The following is a 20,718-nucleotide window of genomic DNA, read 5'->3' as shown; positions in this document are numbered from 1 at the left end:
GAAAAAGAAATGAAACAGTATAATGGTGACAGGGTTAAATTTGCTCGTATATATAATGGACTAACAGTAGATGATCTGGCTAGTAAATTAAACATTTCAGCGCAGGCAGAATCTCAATACGAGATGGGAAAAATTACACCTCAATTTGATAAATTGCTTGGACTGTCAAAAGTTTTAAATTTTCCAGTAGATTTTTTTTTAAAGAAAGATAATATCTCTATAAACGCTGGTTCTTCATATTTTCGTTCTCTAATGAAAACTCATAAAAAATATAGAACAGAACAAAAAACTAAAATCCAATTATTGGCTAAATTATACTCGATATTGAGTGAATATATTGAATTTCCTGAATTAAATATTCCTGAAAATATTGAAAGTTATGATTCTCCAGAAGAAGCTGCTTCATTTTTAAGACAATTTTGGAATTTAGGTGAAAAGCCAATCCCTAATTTGTTACGTCTTTTAGAATCAAAAGGAATTATAGTTACATCTTTTGAAACTTCAACAAATGATATTGATGCATTTAGCCAGTATTTTAATATAAATGGGAAAAATGTTTATTTTATTGCATACTCAAACAATAAAGAGTCAGCTGCAAGAATAAATTTTGATTTGGCTCATGAATTAGGACACATTATTCTTCATAATTGGAATGAAGATACAGAAGATATTTCTAGAGAAACATTTAAAGAAAAAGAAAATCAAGCAAACGAATTTGCTGCTGCATTCTTACTGCCAGAAAATGCATTTAGAAATGATGTTCATTATTTCTCTACGGAATTACAAAACTATATAGAATTAAAGAAAAAATGGCGTGTTTCAATTGCTGCTATGATTCATAGAGCTTGTGCGCTTGGTATTATTTCTATGAACCAATATCAATATTTAATAAGAGTAATGAGTAAAAAAGGTTTCAGAGTACAAGAACCTTTGGATAATATTTTGGAAATTCCTTATCCGCATCTTTTAAAAGATGCAGTTGAATTATTAATTACTAATAATGTATTTTCAAAAAAAGAATTATTAGAAGAATTCTCAAATTGTGGTTTTCCAATGGAACCGAAAGAGATTGAAAAATTATTTGTTCTTGATAAAGGATATTTATCGAATATCGAAGATAATAATGATTATTCACCGCTCATATTAAAAATGTACAGCAAGGATTAAATAAATGTTTCAAGCAAATTGTTTTAATGTAATGATTGTATCTCCATCAGACGTACAAGAAGAAAGGAATATTATAAAAGAATCTTTATATAGATGGAATGAGTTAAATTCAAGATTCCATAAAATTGTTTTCTCTGTATTGGGGTATGATATAAATGCTTGTCCTGATTCAGGTAAAACTGCCCAAGAAATTCTTAATCACCAATTGTTAGAACAGGCTGATATAGTTATAGCTGTTTTCTGGACTAAACTTGGTTCTCCCACTTCCGAATACTCAAGTGGTTCTGTTGAAGAGATTTCAAAACACATGGCAGCAGGTAAGAAAGCATTGATTTATTTTAGTAATCAATCAATTGATCCTCGAAATCTTAATACAGAACAATATGCAAAACTAAAGGAATATAAAGCTAAAATACAAGGTAGTGTATTTTATAATGAATTCTCTTCTAAGGAAGAATTTTATCAACTTATTCAAAACCATTTGCAAATTCTTGCAAATGAAATCATAAATTCTTTTTCCTTCAATTTTGAAACAATTACAGATAGAAAACCTGCTTTTACGGAAATCGAAATAGAAATTTTGAAAATTATGAAGGAAAGAAAACAGTTGCATTTCATAAAAATGCTAGGAGGTACTAGTTTTGGAGGTCATCTAATTAAAGATGCAAGAAAAATTGCAGAAATTGAAGAAGCAATTGATAGCCTTGAAGATAAAGGATATATAAAAGCTACTAGCTATAAAAGGGAACTTTTTGATTTAACGGCATCTGGTTTCAGAATATGTGATCAAATAGGTGATTGAAAAATACATACGATGTAAAAACAAAACAGGAGCAAAATCATGCCGAATTCTATAAAAAACAAGAGTGATGAGCTGTATTCTCAGATTGCTTCTGTTCTTTCAAAAAGCAGGCAGTTTGTCGTGAGCACTGTGAACACGACGATGGTCAGGACTTATTTTGAAATCGGCAGAATCATTGTTGAGAACGAACAGAACGGAAAGAGCCGTGCTGAATACGGAAAGGAAACTTTGAAGAATCTTTCGGAGCGGCTTACAAAAGATTTTGGAAAGGGATTTTCTGTAGAAAATCTTGACAGAATGCGTTTCTTTTACAGAACTTATGCGAATTCGTCAACAGTGTTGACGAATTTTGAGCTTAGCTGGTCGCATTATCTTTTTCTTATGAGAATTGAAAATCCGGACGAGCGGAAATTTTATGAGATTGAGTGCAAAAATTCCAACTGGAGTCTGCGGGAACTGAGAAGGCAGTTTGATTCCGCGCTTTATGAGCGGCAGGCATTAAGCAAAAACAAGGAAGATGTCAAGCAGCTTTCCCAAAAAGGAATCGTTGTCGCAAAGCCGGAAGATATTGTAAAAGATCCATATATTCTTGAATTTCTTGGGCTGCCGGAAAAGTCAGAATATTCGGAATCAGACCTTGAGCAGAAACTGATTGACAAGCTTGAGAAATTTCTGCTTGAGCTTGGCAAAGGTTATACTTTTGTCGGCCGTCAGGTTCGTTTTACTTTTGATGAAGAGCATTACCGTGTGGATTTGGTTTTCTACAACCGTCTGCTGCAATGTTTTGTCCTGATTGACTTGAAAATCGGAAAGCTGACTCATCAGGATTTGGGGCAGATGCAGATGTATGTGAATTATTATGACCGGTTTGTCAAGCTGGAGCATGAAAACAAGACGATTGGAATTGTCCTCTGCAAAAATAAAAATGATGCATTGGTTGAAATCACTCTGCCGGAAGACAATACCCAAATCTTCGCAAGCAAATACGAAACTGTCCTGCCGAAGAAAGAAGAGTTGAAAAAACTGATTGAAGAGTGATTGTCTGTTGCTCGTAAAAACAAGGAAACCTAAAATGTCATACGAACCGCCGTTCAAGATTACAGATGAAATTATAAATCTCGTTGTGCAGATTGCGGAGAAAATCGGGGAGCTGAAAAGCTTTGAGAAAACTCCGCTCCATGTGGAACTGCGGAAAGAGAACCGCATAAAAACTATTCACTCTTCGCTTGCTATTGAAAACAATTCGCTCAGCATTGAGCAGATTACTGCGATTATCGAGGGAAAACGTGTTCTTGGCTCTCCTAACGAGATTCAGGAAGTGAAAAATGCGGTGCAGGCTTACGACCTTTTGCTTGAGCTGAATCCCTATGAGGAAAAAGATTTGCTGCGTGCCCATCAGCTTATGATGGCTGAACTTGTGGAACACAGCGGAAAATACAGAAATGGCGGTGTGGGAATTTTTGACGGAAAGGAAGTTGTTCACCTTGCGCCTCCTGCGGACAGAGTTCCTTTTTTAATGGCTGATTTGTTTGAATGGCTTCGGAAAAGCTCAGTCCATCCGCTTATAAAAAGCTGCGTCTTTCATTACGAGTTTGAGTTCATTCATCCTTTTGAGGACGGAAACGGAAGAATGGGACGGCTTTGGCAGACAGTGATTTTAAAGGAATGGAAAAGCATTTTCGCCTGGATTCCTGTTGAAAGCCTTGTCAAGGAGAATCAGGCTGAATATTACAATGCGTTGAATTCCAGCGATACGGCTGCTGACAGCACAAAATTCATCGAGTTCATGCTGAATCTGATTTTAAGAACGGTTGAAGAGATTATTTCCACCGAAAATGCCGCAAAAAAGATTACTGCAAAAATTACTATAAAGATTACTGCAAATCAAAGAAAGATTCTTGATGAAATCGAGAAAAATCCGTTTGTAACACAGGAAGAGCTTTCCGCTAAACTTGGAATTGCAAGGCTCAACATCATAAAAAACATGAAGAAATTGCAGGAAAACAACATAATCTGCCGTGTCGGTGCGACCAAAAACGGACATTGGGAAATCGTTGAAGCTATAGATTAATTTTTAATTGGGGCGTTGCGGGGAACTCCCGCTAGAAGGGGTAGCGAGCAACGAAGTGCGAGCGAGGGGAAGGCTTTCCCCTCCTAGAATAAAATTTATAAACAGGTGATTGCTTGCGTGCCTTCGGATGACAGGCTCAATCACCGCACTAAAGGAGCAAAAACAAAAATGCCAAATATTGCGGGAATAATAAAATCGCTTCAGAACATTATGCGGAAAGATCAGGGCGTTTCCGGGGACGCGCAGAGAATTGAGCAGCTTGGCTGGATGATTACGCTGAAAATTCTTGACGACAAGGACGCGGAGCTTGAGCTTTTGAGCGACGATTATGTTTCGGTGATTCCGTCTGAGCTGCAATGGCGGTCTTGGGCGGCGGACAGCGAGGGCATTACAGGAGACGCGCTGAAGGATTTTATTGACAACAAACTTTTTCCCGGTCTGCAGAATCTTGATGTCTCTTTCGGCGGTGATTCAGACGGAAACTCCAGCGTGAACAGGCGTGCGGTTTTAATCCGCGATATTTTTTCCGGCACGAACAACTACATGAAGAACGGCACGATTATCCGTCAGGTTGTGAACAAGCTGAACGAAATCGACTTTAACGCAAGCGAGGACCGCCACACTTTCGGCGACATTTACGAGAGCCTCTTGCGCGATTTGCAGAGCGCCGGCAACTACGGAGAATTCTACACGCCTCGTGCGGTTACGGAAATCATGACCGAGATTGTGAATCCGCGTCTTGGCGAGAAAGTTCTTGACCCGGCCTGCGGAACAGGCGGATTTCTGACGAGCGCGATTGAAAATATCAGGAGGCAGGATGTTCATTCTGTTGAGGATTTGAAGGTTCTGGAAGAAACTATCCGCGGACAGGAGCTGAAGCCGCTTCCGTTTATGCTGTGCGTTACAAATCTGATTCTGCACGACATTGAAGTTCCGAATGTTGTGAATGGCGACAGCCTGAACCGTGAATATACAAGCATTGGCGAGCGGGACCGGGTTGATGTGATTCTGGCTAATCCTCCGTTCGGTGCGAGCGTAACTGACGGTGTTGAGACAAATTATCCTGCGCAGTTCCGCACAACAGAAAGCGCCGACTTGTTTTTGCTTCTGATGATTCGCTGCCTTAAAAACGGCGGACGTGCCGCAATCGTTCTTCCGGACGGCTCGTTGACCGGCGACGGAGTAAAGCAGAGAATCCGCGAGGAGTTTCTGACGCAGTGCAATGTCCATACAATCGTGCGCCTGCCGAATTCTGTGTTTCAGCCTTATGCGAGCGTCGCCACAAATCTTCTGTTCTTTACAAAAGGCGAGCCGACCCGCGAAATCTGGTACTGGGAGCACAAGCTGCCGGAAGGTCAAAAATCATATTCAAAGACCAAGCCGATTCAAAAGTCTGAATTCGACCCGCTCAAAAAATGGTGGAACAGCCGCACGGAAAATGCTCAGATCTGGAAAGTCAGCATTGAAACCTTGAAAGAAAATGGCTTCAACCTTGACATAAAAAATCCGTTTGTAAAGGAAGAAGAAACTTCCAGCACAACTGCAGAGCTTCTGCAGATGCTGGACGATTCATTCAAGAAAAGCAGCGAACTGCTTGCGGAACTGAAAAACGCACTGGAGTAACTTATGGAAAAAATGAACCTGACCCCGCTTCTGAAATCAATTTTTGACTACGACCCGGACGGCCCGAACATTCATCATTTAATGGCGGTGCATGGCTACAGTCGTCTCATTGCGCAGATGGAAAACGTGGACGGGCATACGCTTTTTATAACGGAAGTCGCGGCGTATCTTCACGACATCGGCGTTAAGGTGAGCAAGGAAAAATATGGAAACAGCCAGCCTCAGCATCAGGAGGCGGAAGGACCTGCAATCGCGCGGAAACTCCTTGAGCCGCTCTCGCTTCCTGCTCCCGATGTTGAGCGAATCTGCTTTATAATCGGGCACCACCACACGTACAAGGCAATCGACGGCCTGGATTTTCAGATTCTCGTTGAGGCGGATTTTATCGTGAACGTAATGGAAGGCTACTGCAAGCGTGAGTCAGTTCCGGCGATGAAAGAAAATGTGTTCAAGACCGCAAGCGGAAAATATCTTCTGGAGCAGATGTTTGAGAAGTCGAAGAGGTGAGCAAAATTAACGGTTCAGTTTTTGAAACTCGGATATAATGTCAATATCACGAACTGGAGAAAATAATTTATTATGGAAGAAAATTGGTATCCTGCAGAAAATGAGTACGACCCGGGAATTACAAAAGAGCAGTGGAAAGAGTTTGTAACGGACAGAAATATATTTACAGAAGATTCGTTGATTGCTTTTGCCTGTATTCAGAAATCAACTCTTGCAACCTGCACAGACATGGCGGAAGAATTCGGCAGAACGAAAAATTTTTATAACAATGCGATTTGGAGAACAGGCGAGAAAGTTCATAAACTGACAAATTGCCCTTTGAGTTTGAGTCCTGATAAAACTGAACGTTTCTGGTCAATTTGTTGTCTTGGAAGAAAAATGCAGAACGGAAGAATTGAACTGAAAATCCGTCCGGAATTGGAAGAAGCGTTTGATGAAACTGGAGTTTTAAAAGGAATTGAAGTTATGGAAAAGAGATTTACATGGATTCCATTTTATACGGAATTGGCAAAAAAATTATTGGAATTCAAGAATAATCGAAGCGATTTGGTCAAAATTGTCTATGAACTTGATGAAAAATATGTGAGTTTTATTCACAACAAAGACAGAACGCCAGTTTCTGATATAGATTTTTTCTCATTCTTTTCGATTTTTAATAGGGGGAACTTCTGATGAAAACCGTAAGATTATCTGTAATTCTCTAAAAAAGAAATTGAATCTTTCAGCAGATATTCCTTTGAATTTTGATGGTATTCCGACTATGGACAATCGCTTGTCAACATTTTATTCGAGAGAAACAGCGAATGAACAAATTCCACTTTTGTGTTCATTGTTTGAAGCCGTTTTTAATAATGATTTTGCTCTTATAGAAAAATTTTTTGACAAAGCACTTGGCTTTAAAGGAACAAAATGGAATATAACAATGGGATTATATTGGATTTCACCATACGATTATATTTCTTTGGATTCGCGAAATCGAGATTATCTTAAAAAAAGTGGAATAAATATCTTTGATGAAAAAGAACTTAACGGCAAAAATTATTTGATTTTCTTGGAAGAAATCAAAAATTGTATCCAAGAAAGAAAATTAAAAGAGAAATCGATTCCTGAAATCTCGTATAATGCATGGAAGAATCCTGACAATTCTAAAGGAGAAGAGATAATGCCAGATAATTCTCTTGCTGATAACCTGACCGAACTCTTAAAACACACCCATAACCTGATTCTTCACGGTGCGCCGGGAACTGGAAAAACATTTCTTGCCAAACAGATTGCGGAAAGAATGGACTGCTCACCAAATGAAATTGGCTTTGTTCAGTTTCATCCGAGCTACGACTATACGGATTTTGTCGAAGGTCTGCGCCCGAAAAATCAGGCTGGCGGCGAAATCGGATTTGAGAGGAAAGACGGCGTTTTTAAGGAATTCTGCAAAAGGGCACTGCAAAATTTGATTGACAGCAAAAAGTCAGTTGAAGTTCTGGAAAAGGAAATTTCCATAAACGATAAAGTTGAAAATTTTCTTGAAAAAGCGATTGAAGAAAAATCAGAATTTGAAACTGCGACAGGAAATAAATTTACGATAATCGAAAATGCTGAAAAAAATATCTTTGTTTCAATTCCGGCAAATGAAAAAACAAGCGAGCTGTCTCTTCCTAAGAATGATTTGATTCAGCTTTTGAATTCTGAAAATAAAATTGAGAGCGGAGCTGATATAAAATCCTTTTTCAACAGAAAGTGGCGCACTCAGCAGGATTCTTATATCTGGATTTTGTACAAAGAAATTAACTCTTTGAAGCAAAATGTTAATGTTCAAAAAATCGAAAAAATTCAGGAAAAGAAATTTGTCTTCATCATTGACGAAATAAACCGCGGCGAGCTTTCAAAAATATTCGGTGAGCTGTTTTTCTGCATTGACCCCGGCTACCGAGGAAAAAACGGCATGATAAAAACTCAATATCAGAACTTGATTGAAAAAGGCGATGAATTTTATGATGGCTTTTTCATCCCCGAAAATGTCTACATTATCGGCACAATGAACGACATAGACCGCAGCGTTGACACAATGGACTTTGCATTCCGCCGACGTTTTGCGTTCAAGGAAATCAAGGCGGCTGAAAATCTTGAAATGTTTGATGAGCTTGGCGAAATTGCAGGAGAGGCAAAAACTCGTCTCACAAAATTGAATGAAGAAATCTCAAAAATCACGGAACTTTCTTCGCCTTCGTCATATCACATCGGCGGTGCTTATTTTCTGAAGCTGAATGATTTTGAAGGCGACAGCAACGAACGTTTCCAAAAACTTTGGAACTATCACCTTGAAGGACTTCTAAAAGAGTATCTCCGCGGAACAGAAAATGCGGAAGAAAATTTTGCGAAGCTTGAGAAAGCGTATTTCTTAAATAAAAATGAAGAAGAAAGTAAAGATTTTTCTTGATTTATGCTAGAATATAAGGCGGAGTATAAAATGGCTAGTAAAAATCAATCTAGTAGACTTACAAAACAGCAAAAAGAAAATGGGGGGGGGATTGGAATTTTCGGAAATGAAGCGATAAAACATGATCATTTGGTCGGCAATGTTTCAAAAAAGGTTATTACAGAGTTAGCAGAAAAGTTTCCTGCTTTGAAATTTAGATACAGAACGAGTATAAACAAAAGTGAAATAAATTTAGTTCTTCAAAAATTAGATAAGGAATTAGGACAAACTTTGTATGTTACAGATTCTAATATAAAGCCCGATGGTGGTTTGATTGAAGTTTTAGATGACAATAATAATTGGAGAGTTATATTGGTTTCAGAAGCGAAGCATCAAGGTAAAGATATTGAAAATATTAAAAATGGAATTTTAGTTGGAAAGAATAATAATCAAGATTTAATGGTAGCAGGAAATGCTATAGAACGCTCTCATAAGAATATTTGTGAAATTGCAAATTTAATGCTAGGTGAAAGTTATTTTCCATATATTTTATTCTTGGAAGGAACTAATTTTTTGACAGAAGATATTTCTATTACTCGTCCAGATGGACGAGTTGTAAAATTGACATATAATAACGGAGCATTAAATAGACTTGACCGTTTAACCGCTGCAAATTATGGTTTGCCAATAAATACGAATCTCTGTAAAAACAGATTTGTAAAATCAAATAATAAAATGATAATGTTACAAGCTGCCTCAATTTATACACAGGGGAATGGAAATTCTTGGAGTGAATCAGAAATGTTAAATATTATGCTTAAAGTAGCAGAAACTTCAATAAAAATGCTTGCTTGTGATTTATTTAATCAAATAACAAAAAAATAAAGGATTTAGTCATGGCTATTCATAATAAATCTCATTTCAATTCTGGGTTAATGCAACTCAATAGAATGAGTAAAGATAATATAAAACATAAGACTTCTGTAGATTTTAAAGTGCCTGAAAAGACAAATTGCATTTTACTAAACAAAGACTGTCTTGAACTCCTAAAATCTCTTCCTGATAACTCGATTCAATTAATCTTGATTGATCCTCCATATAATTTGGATTTGGCAAATTGGGATACGTATGAAAATTATATTGAGTGGGCGGCGAAGTGGCTTGATGAATCTTATAGGGTTCTTTCTCCAAATGGAAACATTGTTATTTTTGGTGGAACTCAATTTCAAAATGTAAAAAGTGGAGATTTGATTGAAATTATTTATTACTGCCGACATAAAACAAAATTTAGACTTGTTAATACAATTATTTGGTATTACAAAAATGGAATGTCTGCTCATAGATATTTTGCAAATCGTCATGAAGAAGCAATTTGGCTTACAAAAACTGATAAGTATTATTTTGATTTGGATTCTGTTCGTGTTCCGTATGGAGAAAAAGAATTACGTGATGCTTTAAAAGATAAACGTCTAAATCCTGAAAATGTGAAGAAAGGAAAGAATCCTACAAATGTTTGGGAAATTGGTCGTTTGAACGGTAACTCTTTGGAGCGGGTTGGACATCCAACGCAGAAACCTCTTGAAATCATCCGTCGTTTTGTAAAATCTCTTTCATATCCAGATTCAGTTGTTTTAGATTTCTTTGCAGGAAGTGGAACAACTGGAAGAGTATGTATCGAAGAAAAACGAAATTGTATAATGTGTGATACAGATATACAGTCAAAAACTTTTTTTAAGAAACATATAGAAAAAATGCAAGAAACTATTTTTTCTAATTCATTCATAGAAAATGAAAGTATTGATTCATTTTTTGAAGATATAAATAAAAGAACTGTTAATTCAGATGATTGAAAAACTTAGAATCGCGTATTTTGGGTTGGATTCGGCGGAAAATAATTCGGAAGAAGATGGCAGATAGTTTTTATTGATGGAAAAATGCGCTTAAAATAATTATAATGTGTTGAGTATGAATAAAAATGATTTTCTAAAAAAACTTCAGTCAAAACTTTCTTCCTTTGAGTCCGTGATTTCAACAGATGAAAAAGAGTGGATTATAAAAGGCTTTATTGATGTTTATAAAAAAGTCTACACGATTTCTCTTGATACAAAAATCATCTCAAAAGTAATGGAGCTTTTGCTTTTTCCGCTTATGCAGAAATTTGCGGAAGAAAACAACCTTGAGCTCGAACTAAGTCCAGAACAGAATTTTTATCCTGATTTGACTTTTGTTGACAAAAATGACGGAACTCTTTTCGCGGTCGATATAAAAACGACGTACAGAATCGGCAATGACAGAATAAACGGCATGACGCTCGGTGCATTCACTGGATATTTCAGAAACCGCGAAAGCACAAAGAACATCGCCTATCCGTACAGCAGATACGCAGGACATTTTGTTCTCGGTGTAATTTATTCGCAGTCGGAAAATAATATCGATGAGCGGAAAATTTATTCTGCCGCGGATTTGGACAAGATTCCGTCTGTAATCCATGATTTTAAATTTTTTGCACAGCCGAAGTATAAGATTGCCGCGGCGCGTCCCGGAAGCGGAAACACAAAAAACATCGGCTCGATAACTGATTTGGAAAAAATTCTGAACGGAAAAGGTCCTTTTGCAGAACTCGGCGAGGAAATTTTTGATGATTACTGGAAATTTTATCTTACTTCTGACATGGCTTCTCAGCTGGAGACTTCGCGTCCTTACACAAATTTAAAGGAATATGTCGAATATAAAAGCAAAAATTCGGATATTCTGAAAAATCTGAAAGTCAAAATCGGACAGTCGGAGGAGCTGAAATGAAAATAATAACTCCGCCTATAAAAAGCCAGGGAATAAAGACAAAACTTGTTCCTGCGATAATGCAGCTGAAGCCAAATTTTAACGGAAGATGGATAGAGCCTTTTTTGGGAACTGGTGTGGTTGCATTCAACTCAGGCGCAAAGCAGGCTCTTCTTTCCGACATAAATCCACACATAATAAATTTTTATTCAAGGCTTCAAGACGGAGAAATAAATCCTGAAAAAATCCGGCAGTTTCTTTTTGATGAAGGGCAGAATCTGAGTTCGGCAGGTGAAAGAAGTTCCGATTACTATAAATTCGTCCGTGACAGGTTCAACTCAAATTTTGACTCTCTGGATTTTCTTTTTCTTTCGCGCGCAGGTTTCAACGGAATGATTCGGTTCAACAAGAACGGCAAATGGAATATTCCTTTCTGCAAAAAGCCGGAGCGGTTCAGCAAGTCATATATTACAAAAATTGTTCATCAGTCGGAAAACTGCAAGTCCGTAATGACAGACCGCTGGACTTTTGAAAACAAGGATTTCCGTGAGATAATATCACAGGCGACGGAAGATGATTTTATCTACTGCGATCCGCCTTATGCCGGACGTTATGCGGATTATTATTCCAGCTGGACAGAAAAAGATGAGAATGACTTGTTTGCGCTTCTTTGCGAGACAAAAGCGAAATTTATTTTGTCATCTTGGCATCACAACAATTTCCGCACGAACGATAACCTGAAAAAATATGAAAGATTCAAGATTGTGACTCAGGAGCATTTTTATTTTGCTGGAGCAAAGGAAGAGAATCGCAATTCCATGACGGAAGCCCTTGTTCTGAATTACGAGCCTGAGCAGAATATTCTTCCGTGCAAAACAGTTATGCAGCAACCGCTTTTCCCGGAACTTGAAAAAGAGCTTGCGTAAAAATGCTCCATCTGAAAACAACCGACAACAACTGCTCGCAAAAAGTCTCCGACCTCATAAAAAATTCCTCCCACGCTGGAGACTCTGAAACTTTTTCTGCCGCACATTATTTCTCGCTTTCACGCATTGCGAATGTTCCGCTAAAGGAACTGTCTGGAGAAAAATCAAATCTTCTTGTCTTTCCGTATGAAATCGATAAATCCTATGGCGCAATCGGTGAGCTTCCGATTTTTGAGATGTGCGGCTGCTGTGAAAATCTTTCCGAGGTAAAAATCAAAACTGGAAACTTGCTGGGCTTTGTCGGTGTCGGCTCTGGCGACGGAGCGATTCAGCTTGAAATCTCATCGCGTTTTTCCAAGTCGGAAAATGACTTTTTTCTTCATTATATACTGGGAAAAGTTTTTGGCGAAAATCTTTTCAGCTTGAATTACAACGCTTCGAGCGGCAGCGTTTTTGACCTGCTGTGTTTTATGTTTCCGCTTGTCTTAAAAAATGCAGTCCGGCAGGGAATCTTCAAGACTTACAGAACTTTTGAGCGGAACGATGCGAACGTAAAAGGCTCGCTGAATATTTCTCGGCACATCAGGCAGAATATTCCGTTCGGCGGAAAAGTCGCCTACAAGGAGCGCGCGCAGGTTTTTGACAATCCGTTCACCGAACTTGTGCGCCACACGATTGAATTCATCAAAACAAAGCCGTTCGGAAAATCAATCTTGAATTCTGATTCCGGCACAAAATCCGCGGTCAGCCAGATTGTCGAGCTTACGCAGAACTACAGTTTCCACGAGCGGCAGAAAATAATTTCCGAAAACGCAAAGCCGGTGAGCCATCCGTTTTTTACAAAATGGAAGCCGCTTCAAAAACTTTGCCTTGCGATTCTGAACCATTCAAAAATAAATTATCATTCAAATGAAAAATCCGTGTGCGGTCTGCTTTTTGACGGCGCGTGGCTTTGGGAAGAATATCTGAACACGATTTTTCGCCCTCTCGGTTTTGAACATCCTGAAAACAAAAAACACAAAGGCGGACTAAAAATGTTCGCGAACGGCGATGACGAATTGACTTTTGACAAAGATTTCCGCCGGATTTACCCGGACTTCTACAAAAAAGGCGAATATGTTCTGGACGCAAAGTACAAGCGGCTTTTAAACGGCGTCGGCCGTGAAGATTTGTATCAGGTTGTCGCGTATATGCACACGATGAAAATCGGTCGCGGCGGATTTATTTTTCCTGATGACGACACGGATTTTCATAAGAAAACTTATTGCCTTGCAAACGACGCTGGAACTCTCGATATAATCGGTGTGAAGATTCCGCAGAACGCAGAAAGCCTGCAGGAATTCTGTTCGCTTATGAAAAGTGAAGAGAAAAGGATTTCCGGGAATTTTTCCGCTTTGTAGTTTTTCCCGATTGCCTTTTCCACTCGGAAATGCACTTCGGGAAAATGCCGATTGCCGTTTTCAGTCGGAAACTTGTTTCGGGAAAATACTGTCCGCTGTTTTTTCTTGACAATAAAGCCGTGAGAATTGTAGTATTTATCAAGAAACTTGCATTGCGGGTTCAATTTGTTGCATAAAAGTCAAATTGAGATTTTCTCATTGACTTTTTTTGGAGGAAAAATGAAAAAGGTTCTTACAGTTGCGGTGAGTGTTCTGCTTATCGCCACATCAGCGTTTGCTGCCGGAAAGAAGAAGGATTCCAAGAAGGCGAATCTCAGGGTCGGAATGGTTACGGACTCTGGAACAATCGACGACAAGTCTTTCAATCAGGGAACTTGGGAAGGAATTCTCCGCGCCCAGAAGGACATGGGAGTAAAGACAAAGTATCTCAAGCCTGCCGGAACAACCGAGGCCGACTATCTCAAGGAAATCGGAAATCTTGCGGACGCGGGCTACCAGATGATTATCTGCCCGGGATTCAAGTTCGAGACTGCCGTTTATGCCGCGCAGAAAAAATATCCGAACGTTCTTTTCGTTCTTCTTGACGGAAAGCCTCACACAGCCGACTACAGCACATTCGAGACTGCGAAGAACACTGTCGCCGTGTCATGGCTTGAGCAGGAGTCGGGATTCGTCGCGGGAGTTGCGGCGGCGGTTCAGATTAAGGAAGGAAAATTCGGATTCATCGGCGGAATGGAGATTCCTGCGGTTCAGAAATTCAACTGGGGATGGCAGCAGGGAATCGCCTATGCCAACGCCAACTACGGAACAAAGATTTCGATTGACGCTGAGAACGTCGTTTATCAGGGAACTTTCTCTGACGTTGCGGCAGGACAGCAGCTTGCGGCCTCAATGTACGACAAGGGCGTTAATGTTGTGTTCGCGGCGGCAGGAGGTGTGGGGGTCGGTGTCATCAACGAGGCAAAGACACGCCGCTCGACAGGAAAGGATGTGTGGATGGTCGGTGTTGACGTTGACCAGTACAACGACGGAATCTATGCCAAGGGAAAGAGCGCGGTTCTCACTTCCGCACAGAAATTCCTTGACCGCGCGTCCTACGACATGATCGAGGCGCAGCTTGCGGGAAAATTTCCGGGCGGACAGGAGCTTGAGCTTTCCGCTGCGAACGACGGAATCGGAATTCCTGTGAAGAATCCTAACCTTTCCGCAGACGCGCAGAAAAAGGCCGACGAGGTTCTTGCACTCATCAAGGCCGGAAAAATCACTGTGGCGGCTTCAGGTGACGGACTCATAAAATAAGACTTCAATTTCAGTTTGAAAGGCCTCCGGCGTAAAAACCGGGGGCTTATTTTTTTTTACACGGAATCCGTTTGCTGTGATATAATTTCATGCTGAAAGTTGAGATTGGAGTAAAAATGGGCGCAGACAATTATGTGATTGAGATGCTCAATATCAGGAAGGAATTTCCGGGTATTGTCGCGAACGATGATATTACGCTTCAGGTGCGGGACGGCGAGGTTCATGCGATTCTGGGCGAGAACGGGGCGGGAAAATCCACGCTGATGAGCATCCTGTTCGGGCTTTATCATGCCGACAGGGGAACGGTAAAAATCCGCGGAAAGGAAGTTTCGATAAAGAATCCGAATGACGCGGCGCGGCTTGGAATCGGAATGGTCCACCAGCACTTTCAGCTTGTGGGAAACTTTACGGTTACCGAGAACATAATCCTGGGAAAGGAAGGCGGATTCGTCCTGCACAGAAAGGAGGCTTCCGCAAGAATCAAGACGCTTAGCGAAAAGTACGGACTGAACATCGATCCCGACATGAAGATTGAGGACATTTCCGTGGGAATGCAGCAGCGTGTGGAGATTCTGAAAATGCTCTACTGCGACGCCGACATCCTGATTTTTGACGAGCCGACGGCGGTTCTGACTCCGCAGGAAATCGACGAACTCATGCGGATTATCAGGAATCTTGTGAAGGAAGGAAAATCCGTCGTGATAATCACGCACAAGCTGAACGAGATAAAGGCAGTGGCCGACCGCTGCACGATTATCCGCCGCGGAAAGCTGATTGACGTTGTGGATGTGGCTTCGACGGATACCGCGCTTATGGCCGCGAAAATGGTCGGTCGTCCGGTGAATTTCAAGGTCGAGAAGAGCGCGCCCAAAACAGGCCGTCCGGTCCTTGAGGTGAAGAACCTCTGCGTGATGAATGCGAAGAAAGTTCTGGGCGTGAAGAATTTCAGCCTTACGGTTCATGCCGGAGAGATTGTGGGTCTTGCGGGCGTTGACGGAAACGGGCAGACTGAGCTTGTCGAGGCGATCTGCGGACTTGTTCCTGCGGAAAGCGGCTCTGTCATTATCGGCGGAACTGACGCGACTAATCTGACTGTGCGAAAAAGAAATGAGCTGGGACTCGGCCATATCCCCGAGGACAGAATAAAGCGCGGACTTATCGCTTCACTGCGGATTGCCGAGAACATGGTCGTGAAGTCGTATTACAGAAAGCCTTTCAGCGGAAACGGAATCCTGAATTTCCCGGAAATCAACTCATATTCGGAAGAAATTGTGCGGAAATTCGACGTGCGCTCCGGCGAGGGAATAAATTCTCCTGCGGGAAAACTTTCCGGCGGAAACCAGCAGAAGATGATTGTGGGCCGCGAGATTTCCATGAATCCCGAGCTTCTGATTGCCGTTCAACCTACGCGAGGTCTTGACGTGGGAGCGATTGAGTATATCCACAGCCAGATTGTGGCGCACCGGGACAAGGGAAACGCCGTGCTTCTTGTGTCGCTTGAGCTTGACGAGATTTTCAATCTTTCGGACAGGATTGCGGTAATTTCCGGCGGAGAGCTGATGAACATTGTGGACACAACTTCGACCGACGAGCATTCCGTGGGACTTATGATGGCCGGCGTGAGGGATAAAAAATGATTATAAAGAAAATATTTTCAGCAGAAACAAATAAAGAGGAGAGGAAGAGCGGACCGTTTCTGATTGCCCTGAGCGCGATAGTTCTGGGGCTTGTCGCGGGCGGACTTCTCATGCTTTTTATCGGGGAAAATCCGTTCGAGGCCTACGCCTATATTTTGAGGGGCGCGCTGATGAACCGCGAGAGAATCGGGAACACCTTTGCGACCGCCACTCCGCTTATGTTCACGGGACTTTCGTTTGCATTCGCGTACAAGACGGGGCTTTTCAACATCGGTTCTTCCGGGCAGATGCTCGTAGGCGGACTTTTCGCCACGATTGTCGGGCATTTTGTCTTTCTTCCGCGTCCGCTTTATCTTGTTGTGCTTGTGGTTTCCGCGGTTGCAGGAGGCTCATTGTGGGGCGCGCTCGTCGGTTTCCTCAAGGCGAAATTCAATGTGCACGAGGTTGTCTCCTCAATCATGCTGAACTGGACCGCATACTGGAGCATCTACTATTTTATTCCGGCATATCTGAAAGGTCCTTCGCTTGAGACTGAAAGCTCCTCCCTTGCCGTCTCCCAGTCGCTCAGAAGTCCGTGGCTATCGGCGGTTTTCTCAGGCTCGGAATACATCAACTTGGGAATAATTTTTGCCGTCGCCTCGATATTTCTTGTGCGCTGGTGTCTGAACAGAACAACGGTGGGCTATGAGCTTAAGGCTGTGGGCGCGAACAGATTCTGCGCGGAATACGCCGGAATCAACGTGAACCGGAGCATCGTGCTTTCGATGGTGATTTCAGGCGGACTTTCGGGGCTTGCAGGGCTTTCGTATTATGCCGGCTACTCGCTGAATATGCAGATCGGCGTGATGCCGTCCCAGGGATTTGACGGAATCGCGGTTTCACTTTTGGGAGCTTCAACACCTGTCGGCGTTCTGTTCGCATCGCTTTTCTTCGGAATCCTCCAGTCGGGAAAAGGTTTCATGAACGCACTCACCGATGTTCCGCCCGAAATCGCGGACACTATTATTTCCGTAATCATCTATTTTACCGCGACGAGCGTGCTTTTTGAGAAACTGTGGAACGGACTTTTCCATAAGCTTCACGAAAAGAAGCTTGCTAGACTTTCTGAAAATTCAAATCAACCGGGAGCTGAAAAATGAATTTGCTTTATCAGGTTTTTCCTTATGTAATCGCATACACAATGCCCATGCTCATAACTTCTTTGGGCGGACTTTACAGCGAACGTTCCGGCGTTACTAACCTCGGACTTGAGGGACTTATGCTTTCAGGCTATTTCGGAAGCGCGTTCGCAATCAGGATGCTTGAGAATTCCGTGGGACATACTCAGGTCATAATAATCGGACTTTGCGCCGGAGCTCTGATCGGAATTGTCTTCGCGCTGCTTCATGCGTTCGCCTCGATAACGCTCAAGGCGGACCAGGTTATTTCAGGAACAGCAATCAACATGCTTGCGGCCGCAATCACGATTTACATCGCGCGTCAGGTTACGGGCAGCGGAAACATTCCGATTATGATGGGAATAATTCCGATGGACTATGCCGGGCTTTCAAAAATTCCGCTTCTTGGAAAACTGATTTTCTCGCGCGTCTACTGGTCAACCTGGCTCGTGCTCGGAATCTGGGGATTCTCGTTCTGGCTTCTGTACAAAACTTCATTCGGACTGCGCCTGCGTGCCTGCGGTGAGCATCCTTCTGCCGTTGCGAGCGCCGGAGTGAACGTTCATTTTATGCGCTACGTCGCGGTTCTTGTGAGCGGCGCCTTGTCGGGGCTTGGAGGAGCCGTCATGCTTGTAACTTATTCAGGCGAATTCAACGGAAGCGTTGCCGGGCTCGGATTCCTTTCGATTGCCGCTCTGATTTTCGGACAGTGGAAGCCTCTCGGAATTCTAGGCGCGACTTTCTTCTTCGGATTCTTCACGACTCTTGCGAACGTCTCGCAGGTAATTCCGGCCCTCGCGGTGATTCCGACGGTAATTTTCAAGGTGTTCCCATATACGGTGACACTTGTCGCGCTTGTCTTCTCGTCAAAGAAAATGGCCGCCCCCGCCGCAAACGGAATTCCGTATTAAGTTTTTGAGGTTTGAAATGATTATAACTTTGAAAAATGAAAAATTCGAACTTGATGTGAATACTTATGGAGCTGAAATCAACAGATTTGTCCGCCGGGAAAATGGACGTGATATTATTTGGCGCGGAGATTCGTCCGTTTGGAAATTTCATGCGCCGGTTCTTTTTCCTCACTGCGGAAAGATAAAAGATGCTTTTGTTCTCATCGATGGAAAATCATTTCCGCTTAAAAGCAACGGATTTGCAAGAGACCTTGAGCACAATCTGATTTTGCGCACAGAAGATTCTGCGGTTTTTGAACTTTCCGAAAATGAGTACACGCTGAAACTTTTTCCGTACAAGTTTATTCTTCGCGTTGAATACAAACTGAAAAATGACGGCATTGTTTTTAAATCAACCGTCACGAACACAGATTCAGTTCCGTTTAAATTCAGCCTTGGAAGCCACAGCGCATTTGCGATTGACAACGTGAACGATTTTCAGATTGAGTTTGAAAAGAAAGAGCCTCTTGTTCAGGTTGCCTGCTATGACAACGGCTTTCTTGCTTCCGGTTCAAAAGGCGAGTGCCCGGTTAAAAAACTTTATGCTGAAAAAAATCCGGGAATAATTCCTGTTACTGCATCTGGCTTTGGAAACGGACATCTTTTTACGGACGTAAAATCAGAGTGGGCTGGACTTAGGAATATTCGGACTGGCGAACTGATTCGCGTGAACACAAAAGGCTATCCTTATGTGATGATTTGGCAGAACGCAGGCAGCCCCGAATTTGTCTGCATAGAACCCTGGTTCGGACTTCCCGATGCCGACAACACAGACCATCAATGGGAACACAAGCTCGGACTTGAAATTCTTGACCCGCAAAAAACTTTTACTGCCGACCAAAGCATAAGTGTTTGAGTAAGGAAAAATGTGATTTGCCTATGAAAGAAAAAGGACACATTTATGTTTTGGAGTCAAATAATTGTGATTGCATAAAAATTGGCGGAACAAATTATCCACCAGCAAAAAGGTTGCAAGAAATTAATAATACTGAACCATATAAAAGTTTAGGACCATGGCATATATTTGATTTTAGGGAAGTCTTTGATTGGAGAAAAATAGAGCATAACCTACATTATCAATTCAGAGATTTTCAAAATCATGAAATAAAAAATCAAAAAGAATTATTTCATATAAGTAAATTTCAAGCAAAAGAAGCTCTCGATGCAATAGATCCAGAAGAAATTTTATACTGCCCAAAAATAGACAGACTTTTTCAAGATGAAAGATTTCTGAATTATATTTCAGAATTGTTTATTAATACGGGGCTGATTTATTGTGCAGATATTCAAGGTGTTTGGACTTTATCTATTTTTACGCAGACAAATAATGGGAGATATTTTACCATAAATATCGGTTCGCATGAAGTTGCTTTTAGTACTCTGAATAAAAATAATTGTCCTCAGATAAATTACATAGTAGTTGATAAAATGATTTTGGATTCAGAATATGATGAAATCAGAAACTGGATATTAAGTCATAATGGAGAAGTTGGAAAAGCTTCTTACTCTACCGCAACAGAAAGGGCGATGTATGTTGCCTTTGAATCAGATTTTAAAACTGCTATGGAACTGATGTCCATGAAAGGTTTTAGACGAACTGTAATTGCATACTGGTATGATGTATTGATTTCAAAAAGAAATGAAAAAAAATTAAGCACATATGAACATTTTCATAATTATAATGCAGTCTCCAGAATATTGAGATTTATAGAAGGTAAAAAATCGTAGAAATAAAAATCAAGACGCAGTTATGTTTCAGAAAAGAACCCTGGTACTGCAAAGTAGGAGAAAAAATTGCATAGCTTGCAATTCATATATATGATACAATTATTAAAAAGTCAAGGATAATAAACAACTGAAAATAAATTTAAAAAAACGATGATTAAAAAAATGATTTAAATTCATAAATATGGAGTTTTAAAAAAAATGAAGAAAACTATAATAAGCCTCAGATTTAGACACGGAGGAGAAAAAATAACGAATTTGTG

At 41.0% G+C, this 20,718-nt stretch carries 19 protein-coding genes; all 19 read left to right on the top strand.

The window, feature by feature from the left end:
* Positions 1–9: 9 nt before the first annotated feature.
* On the top strand, positions 10–1,167 hold the full coding sequence (locus Q0N70_RS10170; protein ID WP_294016394.1) for an XRE family transcriptional regulator: 1,158 nt from the start codon (positions 10–12) through the stop codon (positions 1,165–1,167).
* A gap of 4 nt (positions 1,168–1,171) precedes the next feature.
* Positions 1,172–1,969, top strand: a complete 798-nt coding sequence (locus tag Q0N70_RS10165; protein WP_294016392.1) for a hypothetical protein — start codon at positions 1,172–1,174, stop codon at positions 1,967–1,969.
* 39 nt (positions 1,970–2,008) lie between these two features.
* Positions 2,009–3,007 carry a PDDEXK nuclease domain-containing protein gene (locus Q0N70_RS10160; protein ID WP_294016390.1) on the top strand — a complete coding sequence of 333 codons (999 nt, stop codon included), beginning with the start codon at positions 2,009–2,011 and terminating at the stop codon, positions 3,005–3,007.
* Positions 3,008–3,041: 34 nt separating this feature from the next.
* Positions 3,042–4,040, top strand: a complete 999-nt coding sequence (locus tag Q0N70_RS10155) for a Fic family protein (RefSeq protein WP_294016389.1) — start codon at positions 3,042–3,044, stop codon at positions 4,038–4,040.
* A gap of 168 nt (positions 4,041–4,208) precedes the next feature.
* Complete coding sequence (locus tag Q0N70_RS10150) at positions 4,209–5,663, top strand: class I SAM-dependent DNA methyltransferase (protein ID WP_294016387.1); 1,455 nt, start codon at positions 4,209–4,211, stop codon at positions 5,661–5,663.
* Between the two features lie 3 nt (positions 5,664–5,666).
* The gene (locus tag Q0N70_RS10145) at positions 5,667–6,170 is read left to right on the top strand and encodes an HD domain-containing protein (protein WP_294016385.1); all 504 of its coding nucleotides are present in this window, start codon (positions 5,667–5,669) and stop codon (positions 6,168–6,170) included.
* 72 nt (positions 6,171–6,242) lie between these two features.
* Positions 6,243–6,842: a hypothetical protein gene (locus Q0N70_RS10140; RefSeq protein ID WP_294016382.1), complete on the top strand. Its 600-nt coding sequence runs from the start codon at positions 6,243–6,245 to the stop codon at positions 6,840–6,842.
* Positions 6,843–6,930: 88 nt separating this feature from the next.
* Positions 6,931–8,604 carry an AAA family ATPase gene (locus Q0N70_RS10135; RefSeq protein ID WP_294016380.1) on the top strand — a complete coding sequence of 558 codons (1,674 nt, stop codon included), beginning with the start codon at positions 6,931–6,933 and terminating at the stop codon, positions 8,602–8,604.
* A gap of 30 nt (positions 8,605–8,634) precedes the next feature.
* Positions 8,635–9,468, top strand: coding sequence for an EcoRI family type II restriction endonuclease (locus Q0N70_RS10130; RefSeq protein WP_294016379.1), 834 nt, complete (start codon positions 8,635–8,637; stop codon positions 9,466–9,468).
* An 11-nt stretch (positions 9,469–9,479) separates the two neighbouring features.
* Positions 9,480–10,433: a site-specific DNA-methyltransferase gene (locus tag Q0N70_RS10125; RefSeq protein WP_294016377.1), complete on the top strand. Its 954-nt coding sequence runs from the start codon at positions 9,480–9,482 to the stop codon at positions 10,431–10,433.
* Positions 10,434–10,548: 115 nt separating this feature from the next.
* Positions 10,549–11,382, top strand: a complete 834-nt coding sequence (locus tag Q0N70_RS10120; RefSeq protein WP_294016375.1) for a type II restriction endonuclease — start codon at positions 10,549–10,551, stop codon at positions 11,380–11,382.
* On the top strand, positions 11,379–12,287 hold the full coding sequence (locus tag Q0N70_RS10115; RefSeq protein WP_294016373.1) for a Dam family site-specific DNA-(adenine-N6)-methyltransferase: 909 nt from the start codon (positions 11,379–11,381) through the stop codon (positions 12,285–12,287). Before Q0N70_RS10120 ends, Q0N70_RS10115 begins: the two co-directional genes overlap by 4 nt.
* Before the next feature lie 2 nt (positions 12,288–12,289).
* On the top strand, positions 12,290–13,687 hold the full coding sequence (locus Q0N70_RS10110; RefSeq protein WP_294016371.1) for a hypothetical protein: 1,398 nt from the start codon (positions 12,290–12,292) through the stop codon (positions 13,685–13,687).
* Between the two features lie 219 nt (positions 13,688–13,906).
* On the top strand, positions 13,907–14,986 hold the full coding sequence (locus Q0N70_RS10105; protein WP_294016369.1) for a BMP family ABC transporter substrate-binding protein: 1,080 nt from the start codon (positions 13,907–13,909) through the stop codon (positions 14,984–14,986).
* A 116-nt stretch (positions 14,987–15,102) separates the two neighbouring features.
* A complete protein-coding gene (locus Q0N70_RS10100) occupies positions 15,103–16,623 on the top strand; it encodes an ABC transporter ATP-binding protein (RefSeq protein ID WP_294016428.1) in 1,521 nt (506 codons plus the stop codon).
* On the top strand, positions 16,620–17,762 hold the full coding sequence (locus Q0N70_RS10095) for an ABC transporter permease (protein ID WP_294016367.1): 1,143 nt from the start codon (positions 16,620–16,622) through the stop codon (positions 17,760–17,762). Before Q0N70_RS10100 ends, Q0N70_RS10095 begins: the two co-directional genes overlap by 4 nt.
* Positions 17,759–18,691: an ABC transporter permease gene (locus Q0N70_RS10090; RefSeq protein ID WP_294016364.1), complete on the top strand. Its 933-nt coding sequence runs from the start codon at positions 17,759–17,761 to the stop codon at positions 18,689–18,691. Before Q0N70_RS10095 ends, Q0N70_RS10090 begins: the two co-directional genes overlap by 4 nt.
* Positions 18,692–18,707: 16 nt before the next feature.
* Positions 18,708–19,586, top strand: a complete 879-nt coding sequence (locus tag Q0N70_RS10085) for an aldose 1-epimerase family protein (RefSeq protein ID WP_294016362.1) — start codon at positions 18,708–18,710, stop codon at positions 19,584–19,586.
* Between the two features lie 23 nt (positions 19,587–19,609).
* A complete protein-coding gene (locus Q0N70_RS10080; protein ID WP_294016360.1) occupies positions 19,610–20,458 on the top strand; it encodes a GIY-YIG nuclease family protein in 849 nt (282 codons plus the stop codon).
* The last annotated feature ends 260 nt before the right edge of the window (positions 20,459–20,718 follow it).

It is taken from the genome of uncultured Treponema sp. (assembly GCF_945873775.1).
Taxonomy (GTDB): domain Bacteria; phylum Spirochaetota; class Spirochaetia; order Treponematales; family Treponemataceae; genus Treponema_D.
The sequence above is the reverse complement of the archived record's forward strand: the minus strand, read 5'-3'. Positions and strand labels throughout refer to the sequence as shown.

What these genes read in the sequence shown, in the direction of transcription:
- Q0N70_RS10170 (WP_294016394.1), top strand. Translation starts at nt 10, where the DNA reads ATGAAACAGTATAATGGTGACAGGGTTAAATTTGCTCGTATATATAAT.
- Q0N70_RS10165 (WP_294016392.1), top strand. Translation starts at nt 1,172, where the DNA reads ATGTTTCAAGCAAATTGTTTTAATGTAATGATTGTATCTCCATCAGAC.
- Q0N70_RS10160 (WP_294016390.1), top strand. Translation starts at nt 2,009, where the DNA reads ATGCCGAATTCTATAAAAAACAAGAGTGATGAGCTGTATTCTCAGATT.
- Q0N70_RS10155 (WP_294016389.1), top strand. Translation starts at nt 3,042, where the DNA reads ATGTCATACGAACCGCCGTTCAAGATTACAGATGAAATTATAAATCTC.
- Q0N70_RS10150 (WP_294016387.1), top strand. Translation starts at nt 4,209, where the DNA reads ATGCCAAATATTGCGGGAATAATAAAATCGCTTCAGAACATTATGCGG.
- Q0N70_RS10145 (WP_294016385.1), top strand. Translation starts at nt 5,667, where the DNA reads ATGGAAAAAATGAACCTGACCCCGCTTCTGAAATCAATTTTTGACTAC.
- Q0N70_RS10140 (WP_294016382.1), top strand. Translation starts at nt 6,243, where the DNA reads ATGGAAGAAAATTGGTATCCTGCAGAAAATGAGTACGACCCGGGAATT.
- Q0N70_RS10135 (WP_294016380.1), top strand. Translation starts at nt 6,931, where the DNA reads ATGGACAATCGCTTGTCAACATTTTATTCGAGAGAAACAGCGAATGAA.
- Q0N70_RS10130 (WP_294016379.1), top strand. Translation starts at nt 8,635, where the DNA reads ATGGCTAGTAAAAATCAATCTAGTAGACTTACAAAACAGCAAAAAGAA.
- Q0N70_RS10125 (WP_294016377.1), top strand. Translation starts at nt 9,480, where the DNA reads ATGGCTATTCATAATAAATCTCATTTCAATTCTGGGTTAATGCAACTC.
- Q0N70_RS10120 (WP_294016375.1), top strand. Translation starts at nt 10,549, where the DNA reads ATGAATAAAAATGATTTTCTAAAAAAACTTCAGTCAAAACTTTCTTCC.
- Q0N70_RS10115 (WP_294016373.1), top strand. Translation starts at nt 11,379, where the DNA reads ATGAAAATAATAACTCCGCCTATAAAAAGCCAGGGAATAAAGACAAAA.
- Q0N70_RS10110 (WP_294016371.1), top strand. Translation starts at nt 12,290, where the DNA reads ATGCTCCATCTGAAAACAACCGACAACAACTGCTCGCAAAAAGTCTCC.
- Q0N70_RS10105 (WP_294016369.1), top strand. Translation starts at nt 13,907, where the DNA reads ATGAAAAAGGTTCTTACAGTTGCGGTGAGTGTTCTGCTTATCGCCACA.
- Q0N70_RS10100 (WP_294016428.1), top strand. Translation starts at nt 15,103, where the DNA reads ATGGGCGCAGACAATTATGTGATTGAGATGCTCAATATCAGGAAGGAA.
- Q0N70_RS10095 (WP_294016367.1), top strand. Translation starts at nt 16,620, where the DNA reads ATGATTATAAAGAAAATATTTTCAGCAGAAACAAATAAAGAGGAGAGG.
- Q0N70_RS10090 (WP_294016364.1), top strand. Translation starts at nt 17,759, where the DNA reads ATGAATTTGCTTTATCAGGTTTTTCCTTATGTAATCGCATACACAATG.
- Q0N70_RS10085 (WP_294016362.1), top strand. Translation starts at nt 18,708, where the DNA reads ATGATTATAACTTTGAAAAATGAAAAATTCGAACTTGATGTGAATACT.
- Q0N70_RS10080 (WP_294016360.1), top strand. Translation starts at nt 19,610, where the DNA reads ATGAAAGAAAAAGGACACATTTATGTTTTGGAGTCAAATAATTGTGAT.